Source organism: Curtobacterium sp. TC1 (assembly GCF_019844075.1).
GTDB lineage: Bacteria > Actinomycetota > Actinomycetes > Actinomycetales > Microbacteriaceae > Curtobacterium.
In genome coordinates, this window is record NZ_CP081964.1 from 553417 (window position 1) to 567991 (window position 14575).

The following is a 14575-nucleotide window of genomic DNA, read 5'->3' on the forward strand; positions in this document are numbered from 1 at the left end:
GTTCTTCGTCCTCGTTGTGTGTCTCGCACGACCCGTGGACGCCAGGAGGGCGCCCCTCCCGGTGGGAGGGGCGCCCTGTCTGGTGGTGCTGACGGGTGTTACCGGGTGACGGTGATGGTCCGGATGTCGTCGGCGCCGATCAGGTTGCCCTTGGTGATCTGCTTGGTGTACAGGGTGTAGTCCTGCGGGGCGAGGACACGGTCGACGGTGACGGACCAGTTGCCCTGGTCGTTCACAGTCGCGGACCCGAGTCGGCTGACGGTACCTCCGACGAACACCTTCGCGCCGGGCTGGCCGGTGCCGGTGAAGACGACCTGGTCGCCGGGGAGGGTGTCGCCGGCGGCAGGGGTCTCGACGGCCAGGGCCGTCGGGGTGCCGTAGTCGAGCGACGCGGTCTTCGGAGCGGAGACCTCACCGTTGACCGTCTGAGTGACGGTGAAGGTGCGGACGCCCGGGACCGTGGCGGGGATCTCGACGGAGTACTCCCCATCGACGGCCTTCACGCTCTTGATGATCGTGTTGCCCTCGCGGACCACGACATCGGAACCGGTCTCGGCGTTGCCCGAGACGACGCCGTTCTGCTCGACCTCACGATCGTTGATCGTGCCGGTGGCGGTGAGGTCGACGATCTGGCGGTTCTGGATGGTGACGGTGATGTCGGTGCGCTGGGTGAGGCCGCCCTTGCTGGTCTGGAGTGCGTGGAGGTCGTAGACCGCCGGGTTGAGCTGGCGGGTGACGTCCACGGTCCAGGCGCCGTCGGTGATGGTGGTGTCGCCGATGGAGGAGGTGTTGCCGCGCATGTCGAGCTTGGCGCCGGTGGCTCCGGTGCCGGTGAAGCGGATCTGTCCGTTGGTGACGGTGTCGCCGTTGTCCGGGGTCTGGATGACCGGGGCTGCGGGGTTGCCGTAGTCGAGCGGGCGGTCCAGTGCGGGGGAGACCTGGCCTCGGACGGTCTGGGTGACGGTGAAGTCGTTGACGCCGAAGTGGGCCTTGTCAGCCGGGATCGTGACCGTGTAGCCGCCGTTGTTGTCGGCCTGGCCGGTGTTGACGATGTCGCCCTTGCTGTCGCGGATCGTGATCGTCGCGCCGGGGTTGGCGGTTCCGGTCATCTGCGCGGGCAGGTTCTCGTCGGTGGTGTTGAACCGGGCGGTCGCCGTCAACGGAGCGATGGGGGCCTCGTTCTGGATGGTGACGGTGATGTCGGTGCGCTGGGTGAGGCCGCCCTTGCTGGTCTGGAGTGCGTGGAGGTCGTAGACCGCCGGGTTGAGCTGGCGGGTGACGTCCACGGTCCAGGCGCCGTCGGTGATGGTGGTGTCGCCGATGGAGGAGGTGTTGCCGCGCATGTCGAGCTTGGCGCCGGTGGCTCCGGTGCCGGTGAAGCGGATCTGTCCGTTGGTGACGGTGTCGCCGTTGTCCGGGGTCTGGATGACCGGGGCTGCGGGGTTGCCGTAGTCGAGCGGGCGGTCCAGTGCGGGGGAGACCTGGCCTCGGACGGTCTGGGTGACGGTGAAGTCGTTGACGCCGAAGTGGGCCTTGTCAGCCGGGATCGTGACCGTGTAGCCGCCGTTGTTGTCGGCCTGGCCGGTGTTGACGATGTCGCCCTTGCTGTCGCGGATCGTGATCGTCGCGCCGGGGTTGGCGGTTCCGGTCATCTGCGCGGGCAGGTTCTCGTCGGTGGTGTTGAACCGGGCGGTCGCCGTCAACGGAGCGATGGGGGCCTCGTCGGTGATCGTGATCGTGATCGGCTGCTGGGTGGTGAGGCCACCCTTGGTGGTCTGCACTGCGAACAGGTTGTAGACGTTGTTCGGCAGGTCGAGGGTGACCGGGGCAGTCCAGGTGCCGTTCTCGACGGTGCCGGTCGCGATCGTGCGGACGGAACCGCGGACGTCGATGCGGGCGCCCTCGTCTCCGGTGCCGGCGAAGGTCAGGCCCTGCTTCTGGACGGTGGAGTTGTCCTCGGGGCTGGTGATCCGGATCGGCTGCGGCGTGCCGTAGTCGAGCCGGACGTCCTTCGCCGGAGAGGTCTGGTCGTTCTTCGTCTGGGTGACGGTGAAGTCGTTGACCCCCGTGTGCGCGGCCGACGGCGGGACCGGGATGCTGTACCTGCCGTCCTTCGCTTCGGCGCGGCCGACCTCGTTGCCGAGGCTGTCCTTGACGATCACGGTGGCGCCGGTGGTGGCGTCGCCGGAGATCGTGGCGGGCTTGGTGACGTCGTCCGGATCGAACGCGCCCTCGGCGGTCAGCTCGGTGGTGAGCGGGTTCGTCGCGACGCGGAAGGTCACTTCCGTCTGCGACGGTGTTCCCTGCAGCGGCGTCTGGAAGACGTCGAGGGTGTAGACGTCATCGGTCAGGTCGAAGTCCGCCGGGGCGCTCCAGGTGCCGTTTTCGACGGTCGCCGTCGCGACCAGGCGGCCGGACTTGCCGCGGACCTCGATCGTGGCGCCCTCGTCACCGGTACCGGAGAGCACCGGACGCTTGGCGTCGACCGTGGAGCCGTTCTCCGGGCTGGTGACGACCACCGGCGCCGGAGCGGGTACTGCAGCGTTCTCGATCGTCGTCGACGTCGAGCCCTGTGCGCGGAAGTCGCCCTTGGAGCTGGTGCCGGGGAAGTCGAATTCCATCGCGCTCGTGCCCGCTTCGGCTTCTGCATCAGCGGTGACGTTGACCAGGAACCGGTACTGCTGGTTGACCGGACGGTCGCCCGCCCAGTTGACGTCGAACGTGAGGGTCTTGTCGTCGTTCGAGAGGCGTCCGTTGGTCAGCGGGATCGAGGAAGAGCCCGACCAGTTCGTCGCGCCGACGTTGCGCCATGCGCCCTGCACCGTGGTCTGCCCGTCGAAGGTCGTGCCCTCGGGGGCATCGATCGTGACGGTGCCCTCGGTGGCGTTGCGCAGTTCGCGGTTCTCGACCACGAACGGCACCGGAGTGCTCTCGCCGCGCTCGAGCGTGATGGGGCCCTGGTCGACGCCGACGAGCGTGCCGCCCTCGACGATCGTCGCGGTGACCTTCTTCTCGTCGTGCTTCGTGCCGTCGATTGTCTGGACGACAGTGAGCTCGTTCGGGCCGGCAACGAGGTCCGGAACCGTGATCGACCACTCACCGGTGGTCTCGTCGGCCTGGACCTCCTGGTCGCCGATGGAGATCTTCGCGCCCGGCGTCGCCGTCCCACCGATGTCGGCGGTCTTGGCGATGTTGTTCTGCTTCCGGACTTCAGCGACCAGGTCGACCGGCGCCGTCTCGATCGTGGTGGTGGTCTTGCCCTCGGCGCGGAAGTCGCCCTTGGTACTGTCGCCGGCGTAGACGAAGTCCATGCCGTCCGAGCCAGACGGAGCGTTCTCGGGGGTGTTCACCTTGAGGATGTAGCGGTACTGCTCGCCGGTGACCATGCTGCCGCCGTCGGTGTTCAGCGTGAAGGTCAGGTGCTTGCCGTCCTCGGAGCGGTCGCCGCCCGTGAGATCGAGCTTGCTGTAGGTCTTCCAATCGCCGGAAACGCCGCTGCGGTAGGACGCGGCGACGGTCGTCTGACCCTCCGCGAAGGTGGTCCCCTTCGGCGCGTCCAGCGTCACTGTGCCGACCATGTTCGAGCGGGTCTCGTTGTTCTGCACGATGAACGGAACCTCGGTCTCGCCGTCGCGCTCCAGGGCGATCGGGCCGGCGTCGGTCGCGACCAGGGTGCCGCCCTCGACGACCGTCACCGTCACCGGCTTCTGGTCGACCTCGGCGTTCTTCACCTTTTGAACGGCGACGAGCGGGTTCGAACCAATGCTCAGCCCTTCGACCGTCATTGACCAAGTGCCGCTGCTCGAGACGTCGACGGTCTTTGCCCCGATCGTCACCGTCCCGTTCGGCGTCGCCACACCACCGATCACTGCGGATTTCGCGATGTTGTTCACCTTCGTCACTGAGGCTGTCAAAGCCGTCGTGCGCGGGAAGATCTCGTCGTACGTCGCAAGCACGGAACCAGCTGAGCCCAGCTTGATACTCCCGAACTCCCCTGGGACGATCCGCCAAGTGGAGGAGCGGCTTTCGAACAAAGAAGCCCCGGACATGACCCATTGATGCGCATTGCTGCATGATCCGAGGCGCAAGTTGACAGTGTCGGTGGCGATGGAAACGCACTGTGCGCCGATCTGGAGAGGCCCCGTTCCGTCGGTGAACGTCGCCGTCGTGGCGACGGCCTTCGCCGCCGCAAGCGTGCTGTGTTGCGTGTAGCGGAGGTCGGACTGGACGGCGTAGAAAGACCCATAAGCCTGGAGCACGAACTTGCCCGACTTTGTCGCCTGCGGCGAGATCATGCTCGAGCTGGAGGGCGGGGTGGCGGAGGCAGCGGGGAGTCCGAACGACAACCCGGACACGATGGTGGCGGCGGCCAGCCCGGCCGCACCGATGGACTTGAAGGCCGTCGAGGCCCTCTTCTTGTGAGACATGTGCATCTTTCAGGACAAGCCGCGCGACGGCGGCTGTGCGGGAGGGAAGCACGCGGGCGACGACGAGCGCCGCGGCATGTGTATTCAGAATATCACGTGAGATACATAGTCCAACGCAAGGCGGCTCGCTGGGAGTTGAGTGGGATCGACGCAACTTCCTGCTCCCTGAGTTGACGCCGCCGCCCTCCGGAGTAGAGTTGAGTCCATCGGACGCAAGTCCAACGACTTACCTCGAGCAAGAAGGAGCACCACACATGGGACGTGCAGTAGGCATCGACCTCGGAACCACCAACTCGGTCGTTAGCGTTCTCGAGGGCGGCGAGCCCACCGTCATCGCGAACGCCGAGGGCCTCCGGACCACCCCGTCGATCGTCGCGTTCACGAAGGACGGCGAGGTGCTGGTCGGCGAGACCGCCAAGCGCCAGGCCGTGACCAACGTCGACCGCACCATCGCGTCGGTCAAGCGCCACATCGGCACCGACTGGACCGTCGAGATCGACGGCAAGAAGTACACGCCGCAGGAGATCTCGGCCCGTACCCTCGGCAAGCTCAAGCGCGACGCCGAGCAGTACCTCGGCGAGGACGTCACCGACGCAGTCATCACCGTGCCGGCGTACTTCAACGACGCCGAGCGCCAGGCCACGAAGGACGCCGGTGAGATCGCCGGCCTCAACGTCCTGCGCATCATCAACGAGCCGACCGCTGCCGCGCTGGCCTACGGCCTCGACAAGGGCAAGGAAGACGAGCTCATCCTGGTCTTCGACCTCGGTGGCGGCACGTTCGACGTCTCCCTGCTCGAGGTGGGCAAGGACGACGACTTCTCGACGATCCAGGTCCGTGCGACCTCCGGTGACAACCGTCTCGGTGGTGACGACTGGGACCAGCGCATCGTCGACTACCTGATCAAGAAGTTCAAGGACGAGCACGGCGTCGACCTGTCCACGGACAAGATCGCCAAGCAGCGTCTGAAGGAAGCCGCCGAGCAGGCGAAGAAGGAACTGTCGTCGCAGATGTCGGCGAACATTCAGCTCCCGTACCTGACGCTCACGGCCGAGGGTCCGCTCAACCTCGACGAGACCATCTCGCGCGCGCAGTTCGAGCAGATGACCTCCGACCTGCTGGACCGCACCAAGAAGCCGTTCAACGACGTCATCAAGGAAGCCGGTGTCTCGGTCAACGAGATCGCGCACGTCGTGCTCGTCGGTGGCTCGACCCGCATGCCCGCCGTGGCCGAGGTCGTCAAGCAGCTCACCGGTGGCAAGTCGCCGAACCAGGGCGTCAACCCGGACGAGGTCGTCGCCGTCGGCGCCGCGCTGCAGGCCGGTGTGCTGAAGGGCGAGCGCAAGGACGTCCTGCTCATCGACGTCACGCCGCTGTCGCTCGGCATCGAGACCAAGGGCGGCCTGATGACGAAGCTCATCGACCGCAACACCGCGATCCCGACCAAGCGGAGCGAGACCTTCACGACCGCTGACGACAACCAGCCGTCGGTCGCGATCCAGGTCTTCCAGGGCGAGCGCGAGTTCACCCGCGACAACAAGCCGCTCGGCACGTTCGAGCTCACCGGCATCGCGCCGGCTCCCCGTGGCGTTCCCCAGGTCGAGGTCACGTTCGACATCGACGCCAACGGCATCGTGCACGTGTCCGCGAAGGACAAGGGCACCGGCAAGGAGCAGTCGATGGTCATCTCCGGCGGCTCGTCGCTGCCGAAGGAGGACATCGAGCGCATGGTCCGCGAGGCCGAGGAGCACGCCGCCGAGGACAAGGCCCGTCGTGAGGCGAACGAGCGTCGCAACCAGGCCGAGCAGCTCGTCTACTCGATCGAGAAGCTCATCAAGGAGAACGACGACAAGCTCCCCGAGGACGTCAAGTCCGAGGTGCAGGCCGACGTCGACGCGCTGAAGTCCGCGCTCGCGGGTGAGGACGACGAGGCCGTGAAGACCGCCTTCGACAAGCTCAACGAGTCGCAGGGCAAGCTCGGCCAGGCGATCTACTCCCAGCAGGACGCTGGCGCCCCGGCTGGCGAGCAGCCCACCGCCGACCAGGCAGCGCAGGACGACGAGGACATCGTCGATGCCGAGGTCGTGGACGACGAGGACGACAAGGACAAGAAGTAACGATGACGGATCCCAAGGACAACGTCCCCAACGAGGAGGAGCCCCAGGTCGAGGGTGACGCCACGAACGCGGCCGAGCCCGAGGACCTCATCGAGGCGGAGGGGCCCGACGTCGAAGTACCGACCGACGGCCCCGCCGCCGGCGGCCCGGCAGCGGACGCGGCGAACGACCTCTCGCCGGAGGACCAAGCCCTGCTCGACGACGCCGCTCGCGGCATCGCCGAGGACAACCTGTCCTCCGCGGACCGCGACCTCGTCGCCGAGATGCGTGCCGACATGCTGCGTGCGCAGGCCGAGCTGGTGAACTTCCGGAAGCGCGTCGAGCGCGACCGCGAGGCGAACCGCGAGGTCGCCATCGCCGAAGTGGTGCGGGCCCTGCTGCCGGCGCTCGACGACCTCACCCGGGCCGAGGCCCACGATGACCTCGCCGAGGGTCCGATGCAGGTCATCGGTCAGAAGATCCGCGGGGGCTTCGACAGGTTCAAGCTCGTGCAGATCGGTGAGAAGGGTGAAGCCTTCGACCCGAACATCCACGAGGCGATCGTCCAGCTCCCGACCCCGGGTGCCACCGGCCAGACCGTGGCGGACGTCGTCGAGCCGGGCTACAAGCTCGGTGAGCGCGTGCTCCGTGCGGCCAAGGTCGCGGTGGCGGTCCCGGCCTGAGCCGGAACGGAAGGTAGGTACCAGTGGCCAGTCAGGACTGGTTCGACAAGGACTTCTACAAGGTCCTCGGAGTGTCGAAGGACGCGTCGGAGGCCGAGCTGAAGAAGACCTACCGGAAGCTCGCGCGGCAGTTCCACCCGGACTCCAACCCGGGTGACACTGCGGCGGAGAACCGCTTCAAGGAGATCAGCGAGGCCTACTCGGTGCTCTCCGACAAGGAGCAGCGTCAGGAGTACGACCAGGTCCGCGCCATGGGCTCCGGCGCCCGCTTCACGGCGGGCGGCGGAGGCCAGGGCGGCGGGTTCGAGGACGTGTTCGGCGGGATGTTCGGGCAGCAGGGCGGGGGCGGACAGCGTGTCCGCTTCGGTCAGGGTGGTGCCGGCGGTGCCGGAGGGTTCGAGGACATCCTCGGCGGCATGTTCGGTGGTGGTGGTGGCTTCGGCCAGACCTCCGGCGGGTACCGCGGCTTCGGTGGGCCGACGAAGGGTCGTGACGTCACGGCGTCGACGACGCTCGACTTCACCACCGCGATCGCCGGCGACACCGTCAAGCTGTCGCAGGGCAATGGTCGCCCGGTGAACGTCCGGATCCCCGCGGGGGTCGCGGACGGCCAGAAGATCCGGCTGCGCGGCCGAGGCGAACCCTCGCCCGACGGTGGCGAGGCCGGTGACCTGGTGGTCGCCGTCTCGGTCCGCAAGCACCCGGTCTTCGAGCGCGACGGGCTGAACCTCCGCGTGGACGTCCCCGTGACGTTCCCGGAGGCAGCGCTCGGCGCCACCATCCAGGTGCCGACACTCGGCGGCGAGCCCGTCAAGCTCAAGGTCGCTCCCGGCACGCCCTCGGGTCGTGTCCTGCGCGTCAAGGGCCGCGGCGTCGCGACGAAGAACGGTACGGGCGACCTGCTCGCGACCGTCCAGGTCGCGGTTCCGTCGCACCTGTCGGACAAGCAGCGCGAGGCCGTCGAGGCGCTCGCGGAGGTCCTGCCCGACGAGAACCCGCGCGAGGACCTCCTCGCCAAGGCGCGCGACTAGCGTCACGCAAGCACAGCAGTAGACCCGGCCTGGAGGCGCGGCGTGGCTCCGACAGGGAGCCGCACCGAGCCTCCAGGCTGGTTTTCGATCCACGCGAACGACGGAAGGAACACGCCATGACCGACATGGACGAGAACTCGCCCGTCTTCGCGATCGCGACCGCGGCGGAACTGGCGGAGATGCACCCGCAGACGCTGCGCCAGTACGACCGGCTCGGCCTGGTCGTGCCGGGCCGCACCCGCGGCGGGTCCCGCCGCTACTCCATGCGCGACGTCGTGCAGCTGCGCGAGATCGCGCGGCTCGGCTCCGAGGGGGTGTCGCTGGAGGGGATCCGGCGGGTGCTCGACCTGGAGAACGAGAACAAGGAGCTCCGCGACCGGGTCCGCGAGCTCGAGTCGGCGCTGGCCGACCAGCTCATCAACCGTCCCGGCGCACGCGTGTTCGCCGCGACGACCACGGGTGCCGCGGTGTCGTTGCGCGCTGGGATGCGGCCCCAGCGGAACACCCAGATCGTGCTGTACCGCGGGCCGCACTGACGAAGCGAGTACCCAAAGCGCATGTAAAATATTGAACGTGCGCTGTTCTGTCGTGATCCCTGCCGTCATCGTCGCCGCTACCCTCGTGCTCGGGGGCGGCACCGTGTCCCGGGCCGATGCGGACCAGGCCGAGCCCCCGCTCGCGACGTCGATCGAGCACTCCGCCGACGGCAGCGAGACCCGCGTCCTCGTGCACGGCATCGGTTCCGCCCAGGCAGCGGCCTCGGCGGAGCGGCGACGGTTCGCGCACAGCGACCTGCAGCCCGCCGGCAGGTTCGTGGAGTCTGGTGACACGCTGTCCGTGACCGTGCCGCACGGTGCTCCGGAGATGGAGGTCGCGATCGGCCTGATCGGTGTGTACGCGGGCCACAACGACGGCCGCGACGTCGGGTACCAGCGGATCCCCCTCGTCGAGGGCGTGAACGCGGTTCCGGCACCGCACGACGGCATGGTCTCGATGGTGAGCACCGCGCCCGACGGGGAGGCGACGGCGATCATCAGCGGCGGCGAACCCGTCCCGACGTACGTGCGCGGGCAGAGCTCCGCTGAGTCCTTCACCGAGGACCTCGATCGCTTCTTCGACGCACCCTTCGTCGAAGTGGTCGCGGACCGGGTGTTCGGTGACTTCCAGAAGACGAACACCGGGCCCCTGATCGCAGCCGATGACCTCGCCGCCCGGACTGCGAACTGGGACCGGGTCGTCGAGCTCACCAACGCGACCTACGGGTTGGACGACGCCGCCGTCGGCACCTCGCACAAGCACCCGCACCGGATCCACATCGTGTCGCCGGACACCGGCAACGGGTCCTACGCGAATGCGAGCGTGGGGCGGATCCTGTTCCAGACCGGGTCCGGCGCCGCGGCCGACCTCTTCCGCACGCCCCTGCAGTCGCAGTGGGCACTCTGGCACGAGATCGGCCACACGTACGAGTCGCCGATCACCACGTTCCCCGGCACCGGCGAGACCATCACGAACCTCTCGGCGCTCGCCGTGCAGGACGGCCTCGGCTTCGGGAGCCGGTGGGACGAGAGCACCTCGGCGTTCGAGCGCTACTTCGCATCCGACGACCGTGACTGGCTGTCCGCCACCGACCGCGTCCGACTGCTGGCATGGGAGCAGCTCCGCCGGGCGTTCGGCGACGCGTTCCTCCCGCGGTACTTCGCGGCGCTGCGGGGCGAGTCCACGATCACGAACCCGCACGGGCTGACCGTCGACGACAAGCACGCACTCGTCGTCACCGTCGCGGCACGTGTCGCCAACCGGGACCTCGCGCCGTTCTACGACGCGTTGGGCTTCCCGATGTCCGACGCCACCCGTGCGACCATCGCGGAGTTCCCCGCGCTGGAGCGCCGGATCTGGGACAACGTCGACTCGAAGGACCGGATCATCGAGTACCTCATCCCCGGGTACGACCCGCCGGTCGGGACCGTCGGTGGGTCGCTTCCCGCAGTGGCCGTCGGCGAGCGCGTCGTCACGGCGCCCGAGGTGACCGGGCTCGGGACCGCCAGCGGGCGGGGCACTGCGGTGGCGGTCGACGCGGTGGCCGTTGCCGATGCGGCGGGTCAGGGCGAGGGGTCCCTCGTCGTCCGCCTGCGCGCCGGTGACGGTACCGAGGACGCGATCGTGGTCCGGACCGACGCGGTCGGTGGCGACTCCGTGGTCGCCCGCGGGCAGGCGAACCGCGTCATCGGGGCGCTCTGGCTCGACCGTGCAGCAGGGGAACTCGGGTGGAGATCGGTCACGTCGTACTCGGCCCACACGTCGTGGTCCGGGACCGCGTACCTGGACATCCAGTTGCTCGAGCCGGACGGCACCCCCGTCGCGCACGGCACGGTCCGGGGTGAGCAGACCGGTCGAGAGCTCGTGGACGTCCTCGACGGGCGGCCCTACCGGGACGGGCAGGTGCTCCTCGTCACGCACGCCCAGGCGGCACTGCTCGCCGTGTACAACGACGACGACGCGATCGCCGTCGGGGGTGCGCCCCAGGCCTACCGGATCGTCGACGGTCACCTGGTGCCGATGGCGCGTGAGGACATCCCCGGGTGGCAGGTCATCCGCGGTGCCGAGGGCGAGCAAGTGGTCCTCGAGCGTGGCGCGGACGTCGCGGTCGAAGGACGGTTGTCCGTGCACGCGCAGATCACCGCCATCACGTCGACGATCACGATGGAGGCCCCCGCCGGCACGACGTTCGCTCCGGGGCAGACCACGCTCGCCGGCTCGTACCGGAAGCCGGGCGAGGTCTGGCGGTCGAGCGGGAACCTCGAGCTCCGGAACGGGACAGCCGGCGCCGGCGGTCGGACGATGACGTACTCGCTCCGGACCGCCGGAGGGTTCTCGATGCCGCCCGGCTCGCTCCTCCGCTGGGAACCGATCGTCCGGGTCGCCACGGATGCTCCCGCCGGTGACTCCGTCCTGCGGCTCTCCGCCGAGGGCAACGCGCACTGATCCGCCGCCGGTACGCTGACGCGGTGCCAGACTTCGCCGACCTCTTCCGCCGCCGCGACGAATCCGCGCCGGACCTCATCGCGATCGACGGCACCGACCGGTTCCTCATCGACGAGGCACCGCACGTGCACGGCGATGCGCTCCGACAGCCCGGCGAGGTCGCGGTCGTCGACGATCGTCTCGGAGTCCTGACGCTCGGGCTCATCACGCAGTACGGCGCTTCGGACATCCGGGTCGTGCAGGACTCGCTGGTGGGGGAGCGCGCGCTCGAGGCGAACGCCGGGACGTTCGGGTTGCGTGGCTTCCACCACCCGGACTCGCTCGAGGACGCCTTCCGGAACGTGCGGCTCGTGGTGCTGCGGCTGTCGAAGTCGCACGACCGGCTCGACGAGATCGCCCGAGCCGTCGCGCGGTTCGCGGCTCCCGACGTCGTGCTGCTGTGCGGCGGCAACGTCAAGTACATGAACCTGTCGCAGAACGACGTGCTGCGCCGCTCGTTCGGCGAGGTCACCGCTTCGCGCGGTCGGGGCAAGTCGCGGCTGCTCATCGCGCAGGACCCGCTGCGTGCCCAGGCGAACCGCGCGGCTGCGACGAACCCGTGGCCGCGGTCGGTGCACGTCGACGACCTCGGCATGACGCTCGTCGCGCACGGCGGGGTGTTCGCTGGGACCTCGCTCGACCAGGGCACCCGGGTCCTGCTCGAGGCGATGGACGACGCGGTGCCGACTGCCCGGACCGTCGTCGACCTCGGGTCCGGCAACGGCGTCATCGCATCGGCGATCGCACTGCGTCGACCGAACGTGAAGGTCATCGCGACCGACGTGTCGCGGATCGCGGTGGCATCGACGCGGGCGACGGCCGAGGCGAACGGCGTCGCCGACCGTGTCACCGCGCTGCGTACCGACGCCGGGGATGAACTCGCGGCCGGGTCTGCCCAGCTGGTGCTCTGCAACCCGCCGTTCCACGCGGACACCACGGTGACCACCGACGCGGCCGAGGCGATGTTCCGGAACGCGGCCACGATCCTCCAGGCCGGCGGCGAACTGTGGTGCGTCTGGAACGGACACCTGCGCTACCGGCCGGTGCTGGAGCGCCTGGTCGGGCCGACGCGGCAGGTCCTGCGGACCCCGAAGTTCACGGTCACCGCTTCGGTGGCGACCTCGCGCTGATCTGCGCCATACCGAACACGGAATATCGTACGGATAATACTTGCGGATCAGTCCGCAGCCTGTGCACAGTCGTCTCCTGCACCGTCAGAGAGGACTCCCATGCACACTCGTCCACCCCGTGTCCGCCAACCCCGGACCCGCCCGCCGCACTCGGTCCTGACCGTTGCACTCGCACCGATGATCGCGTTCGGCGTGCTCGTCGGCGCGGGTGTCGTGACCAGTGCGGCACCGGCCCATGCGGTCGACCCGTTCCCGATCCGTGACCCGTTCGTCGACCTGCCCGTCGGCACCACGATGCCGCCGGGATGGGCGCGCATCGCGTCGAACGACCAGCAGGCGGCGGTCGTCGAGAACGGTTCGGCCGGCAAGTGGCTCCGGATGACCGACAACGTCAAGTACATGGCCTCCGCCGTGTACAACGAGGTGCCGTACGACTCCAGCCACGGGCTGACCGTCGAGTTCGACCAGCGGATGTGGAGCCCGGAGGACACCGGCTACGCGGACGGGATCGGGTTCTTCCTGCAGGATGCGTCGGTGCCGCTCGACTCGATCGGACCGGTGGGCGGCGGCCTCGGCTACTTCGACGGCCGATCGGCGTGCTCGGCCGGACTCGACGGCGGCGTCGTCGGTGTCGGGTTCGACCGGTTCGGCAACTTCGCGCTGCCGGAGTTCATCCAGAACGCCGTCACCGTCCGTGGGGCCGAGGCCGAGTGCTACCCCGTGCTGGCGACGACGGGCAACCGTGGTGACGGGTTCCTGGAAGACCGCGGCGTCGATGCCGAGGCGGCGACCTACCGGCACGTCAAGGTCGACGTCGTCCCCCGGGATGCCGGCGGCATCACGGCGATCGTCACGATGTCGGACCCCACACCGGTCGGCTCGGAGCCGGCAGAACTGCACCACCTGATCTCCACCGACCTGCCGGCGACGGCACTGCCCGACCGGATGCGGTTCGGGTTCAGCGCGTCGACGGGCGGGCGGGCCGAGTTCCACGAGATCCGCAACGTCCGGGCCACGCAGCCCACGGACGTCGTGACCACGGCGTCGGTCGACACCGAGGGGCCGGTGACCGCGGGGGACGAGGTGTCGTTCCGCGTCCGCTCCGTCAACGACGGCCCGGCCACGATCGGCGGCCCCGCCGACGCCGTGGCGCGGACGACGGCGCTGACCGACGACCTGCCGCTCGAGGACATCACCTGGTCGTGCGAGGCCACGGGCGGCGCGACGTGCGGTTCGACGCAGGGCGAGGGCACTGTCGCGACCGACTGGACGGCGCCGCCCGGCGGGCAGGTCGTCTTGCTGGCGCGCGGGACCGTGCCGGTGACGACCCGGACCGGGAAGTACTCGGCGCCGGCGGAGAGCGTCACCGACTTCACCTCCGGCCGCTTCGACGAGGGGATGGCAGCCGTGGCGCGTGACGGCTCCGTGAGTGACGTCGACCTGACGAACAACTCCGATGTGATCGCGTTCGACGTGGTGCTGCCGGACGCCGTCGCCGCGGACGACTCGGCGACCGGACAGCAGGACGAACCCGTGGTCGTGGACGTCGTGGGGAACGACGCGCTCGACGGCAGCGGTGCCGACCTCGGGTCGCTGCGGCTGACCGATGACGGGCTCGAGGGTGCGGAGTTGTCCGACGACGGCAAGCGGCTGCACGTGCCGGGTGAGGGCACCTACGTCGTGGACGACGCCGGTCGGGTGACGTTCACCCCGGAGGACGGTTTCAGCGGGGTCGCGTCGCCGGTGCGGTACGAGATCACGTCGAACGCCGGGCAGGTCGCGTCCGCGACGATCCGGGTCGAGGTCGAACCCGGGCTGGAACCGGAGCCGGAACCGGAGCCGGAACCGACGCCCACACCGACACCGTCACCGACTCCGGAGCCGACCGACCCGCCGGTACCGACGCCGACGCCGTCCGACGGACCAGGGGCCACACTGCCGGGTGACGGGAGCGGATCCGGGACCGGGGGTGGTCCTGCCCCGAGCGGCGACGGCAGCGGCCCCGGGAACGGCCGAGCAGACGCCGTGACTGAGGCAGCGTCCGCGACGGGGCCCGCACGTCTGGCCTGGACCGGGTCGGACGGCGTCCTCGTCGCGTCACTCATCGGTGTCGGGCTCGCAGCGACCGGTGCCGTGCTGCTCGTCCTCCGTCGGCGTCGCCTCACCGCGGACACCGACAGCTGACCA

8 protein-coding genes are annotated in these 14575 nt (G+C 69.2%); 7 read left to right on the plus strand and 1 reads right to left on the minus strand.

The window, feature by feature from the left end:
* Positions 1 to 98: 98 nt before the first annotated feature.
* A complete protein-coding gene (locus KZI27_RS03820; protein WP_222659384.1) occupies positions 99 to 4427 on the minus strand; it encodes an Ig-like domain-containing protein in 4329 nt (1442 codons plus the stop codon).
* A 254-nt stretch (positions 4428 to 4681) separates the two neighbouring features.
* On the opposite strand from KZI27_RS03820, the gene dnaK reads away from it, so the two are divergent.
* From dnaK to KZI27_RS03855, 7 genes are all read left to right on the plus strand, one after another.
* Positions 4682 to 6544, plus strand: a complete 1863-nt coding sequence (gene dnaK, locus KZI27_RS03825) for a molecular chaperone DnaK (protein WP_111085447.1) — start codon at positions 4682 to 4684, stop codon at positions 6542 to 6544.
* A 2-nt stretch (positions 6545 to 6546) separates the two neighbouring features.
* Positions 6547 to 7206 carry a nucleotide exchange factor GrpE gene (locus KZI27_RS03830; RefSeq protein ID WP_222659385.1) on the plus strand — a complete coding sequence of 220 codons (660 nt, stop codon included), beginning with the start codon at positions 6547 to 6549 and terminating at the stop codon, positions 7204 to 7206.
* Positions 7207 to 7229: 23 nt separating this feature from the next.
* Positions 7230 to 8237 carry a DnaJ C-terminal domain-containing protein gene (locus KZI27_RS03835; RefSeq protein ID WP_222659386.1) on the plus strand — a complete coding sequence of 336 codons (1008 nt, stop codon included), beginning with the start codon at positions 7230 to 7232 and terminating at the stop codon, positions 8235 to 8237.
* 125 nt (positions 8238 to 8362) lie between these two features.
* The gene (locus KZI27_RS03840; RefSeq protein WP_111085479.1) at positions 8363 to 8773 is read left to right on the plus strand and encodes a heat shock protein transcriptional repressor HspR; all 411 of its coding nucleotides are present in this window, start codon (positions 8363 to 8365) and stop codon (positions 8771 to 8773) included.
* A 37-nt stretch (positions 8774 to 8810) separates the two neighbouring features.
* Positions 8811 to 11219: a M60 family metallopeptidase gene (locus tag KZI27_RS03845; RefSeq protein ID WP_222659387.1), complete on the plus strand. Its 2409-nt coding sequence runs from the start codon at positions 8811 to 8813 to the stop codon at positions 11217 to 11219.
* A gap of 23 nt (positions 11220 to 11242) precedes the next feature.
* Positions 11243 to 12388, plus strand: coding sequence for a class I SAM-dependent methyltransferase (locus KZI27_RS03850; protein WP_222659388.1), 1146 nt, complete (start codon positions 11243 to 11245; stop codon positions 12386 to 12388).
* Positions 12389 to 12487: 99 nt separating this feature from the next.
* The gene (locus KZI27_RS03855) at positions 12488 to 14572 is read left to right on the plus strand and encodes an Ig-like domain-containing protein (protein WP_222659389.1); all 2085 of its coding nucleotides are present in this window, start codon (positions 12488 to 12490) and stop codon (positions 14570 to 14572) included.
* Positions 14573 to 14575: the final 3 nt, after the last annotated feature.

Excerpts from the sequence above, each read along its gene's own strand:
- KZI27_RS03820 (WP_222659384.1), bottom strand. The coding sequence starts at position 4,427 with ATGTCTCACAAGAAGAGGGCCTCGACGGCCTTCAAGTCCATCGGTGCG.
- KZI27_RS03855 (WP_222659389.1), top strand. The coding sequence starts at position 12,488 with ATGCACACTCGTCCACCCCGTGTCCGCCAACCCCGGACCCGCCCGCCG.
- KZI27_RS03830 (WP_222659385.1), top strand. The coding sequence starts at position 6,547 with ATGACGGATCCCAAGGACAACGTCCCCAACGAGGAGGAGCCCCAGGTC.
- KZI27_RS03840 (WP_111085479.1), top strand. The coding sequence starts at position 8,363 with ATGGACGAGAACTCGCCCGTCTTCGCGATCGCGACCGCGGCGGAACTG.
- dnaK (WP_111085447.1), top strand. The coding sequence starts at position 4,682 with ATGGGACGTGCAGTAGGCATCGACCTCGGAACCACCAACTCGGTCGTT.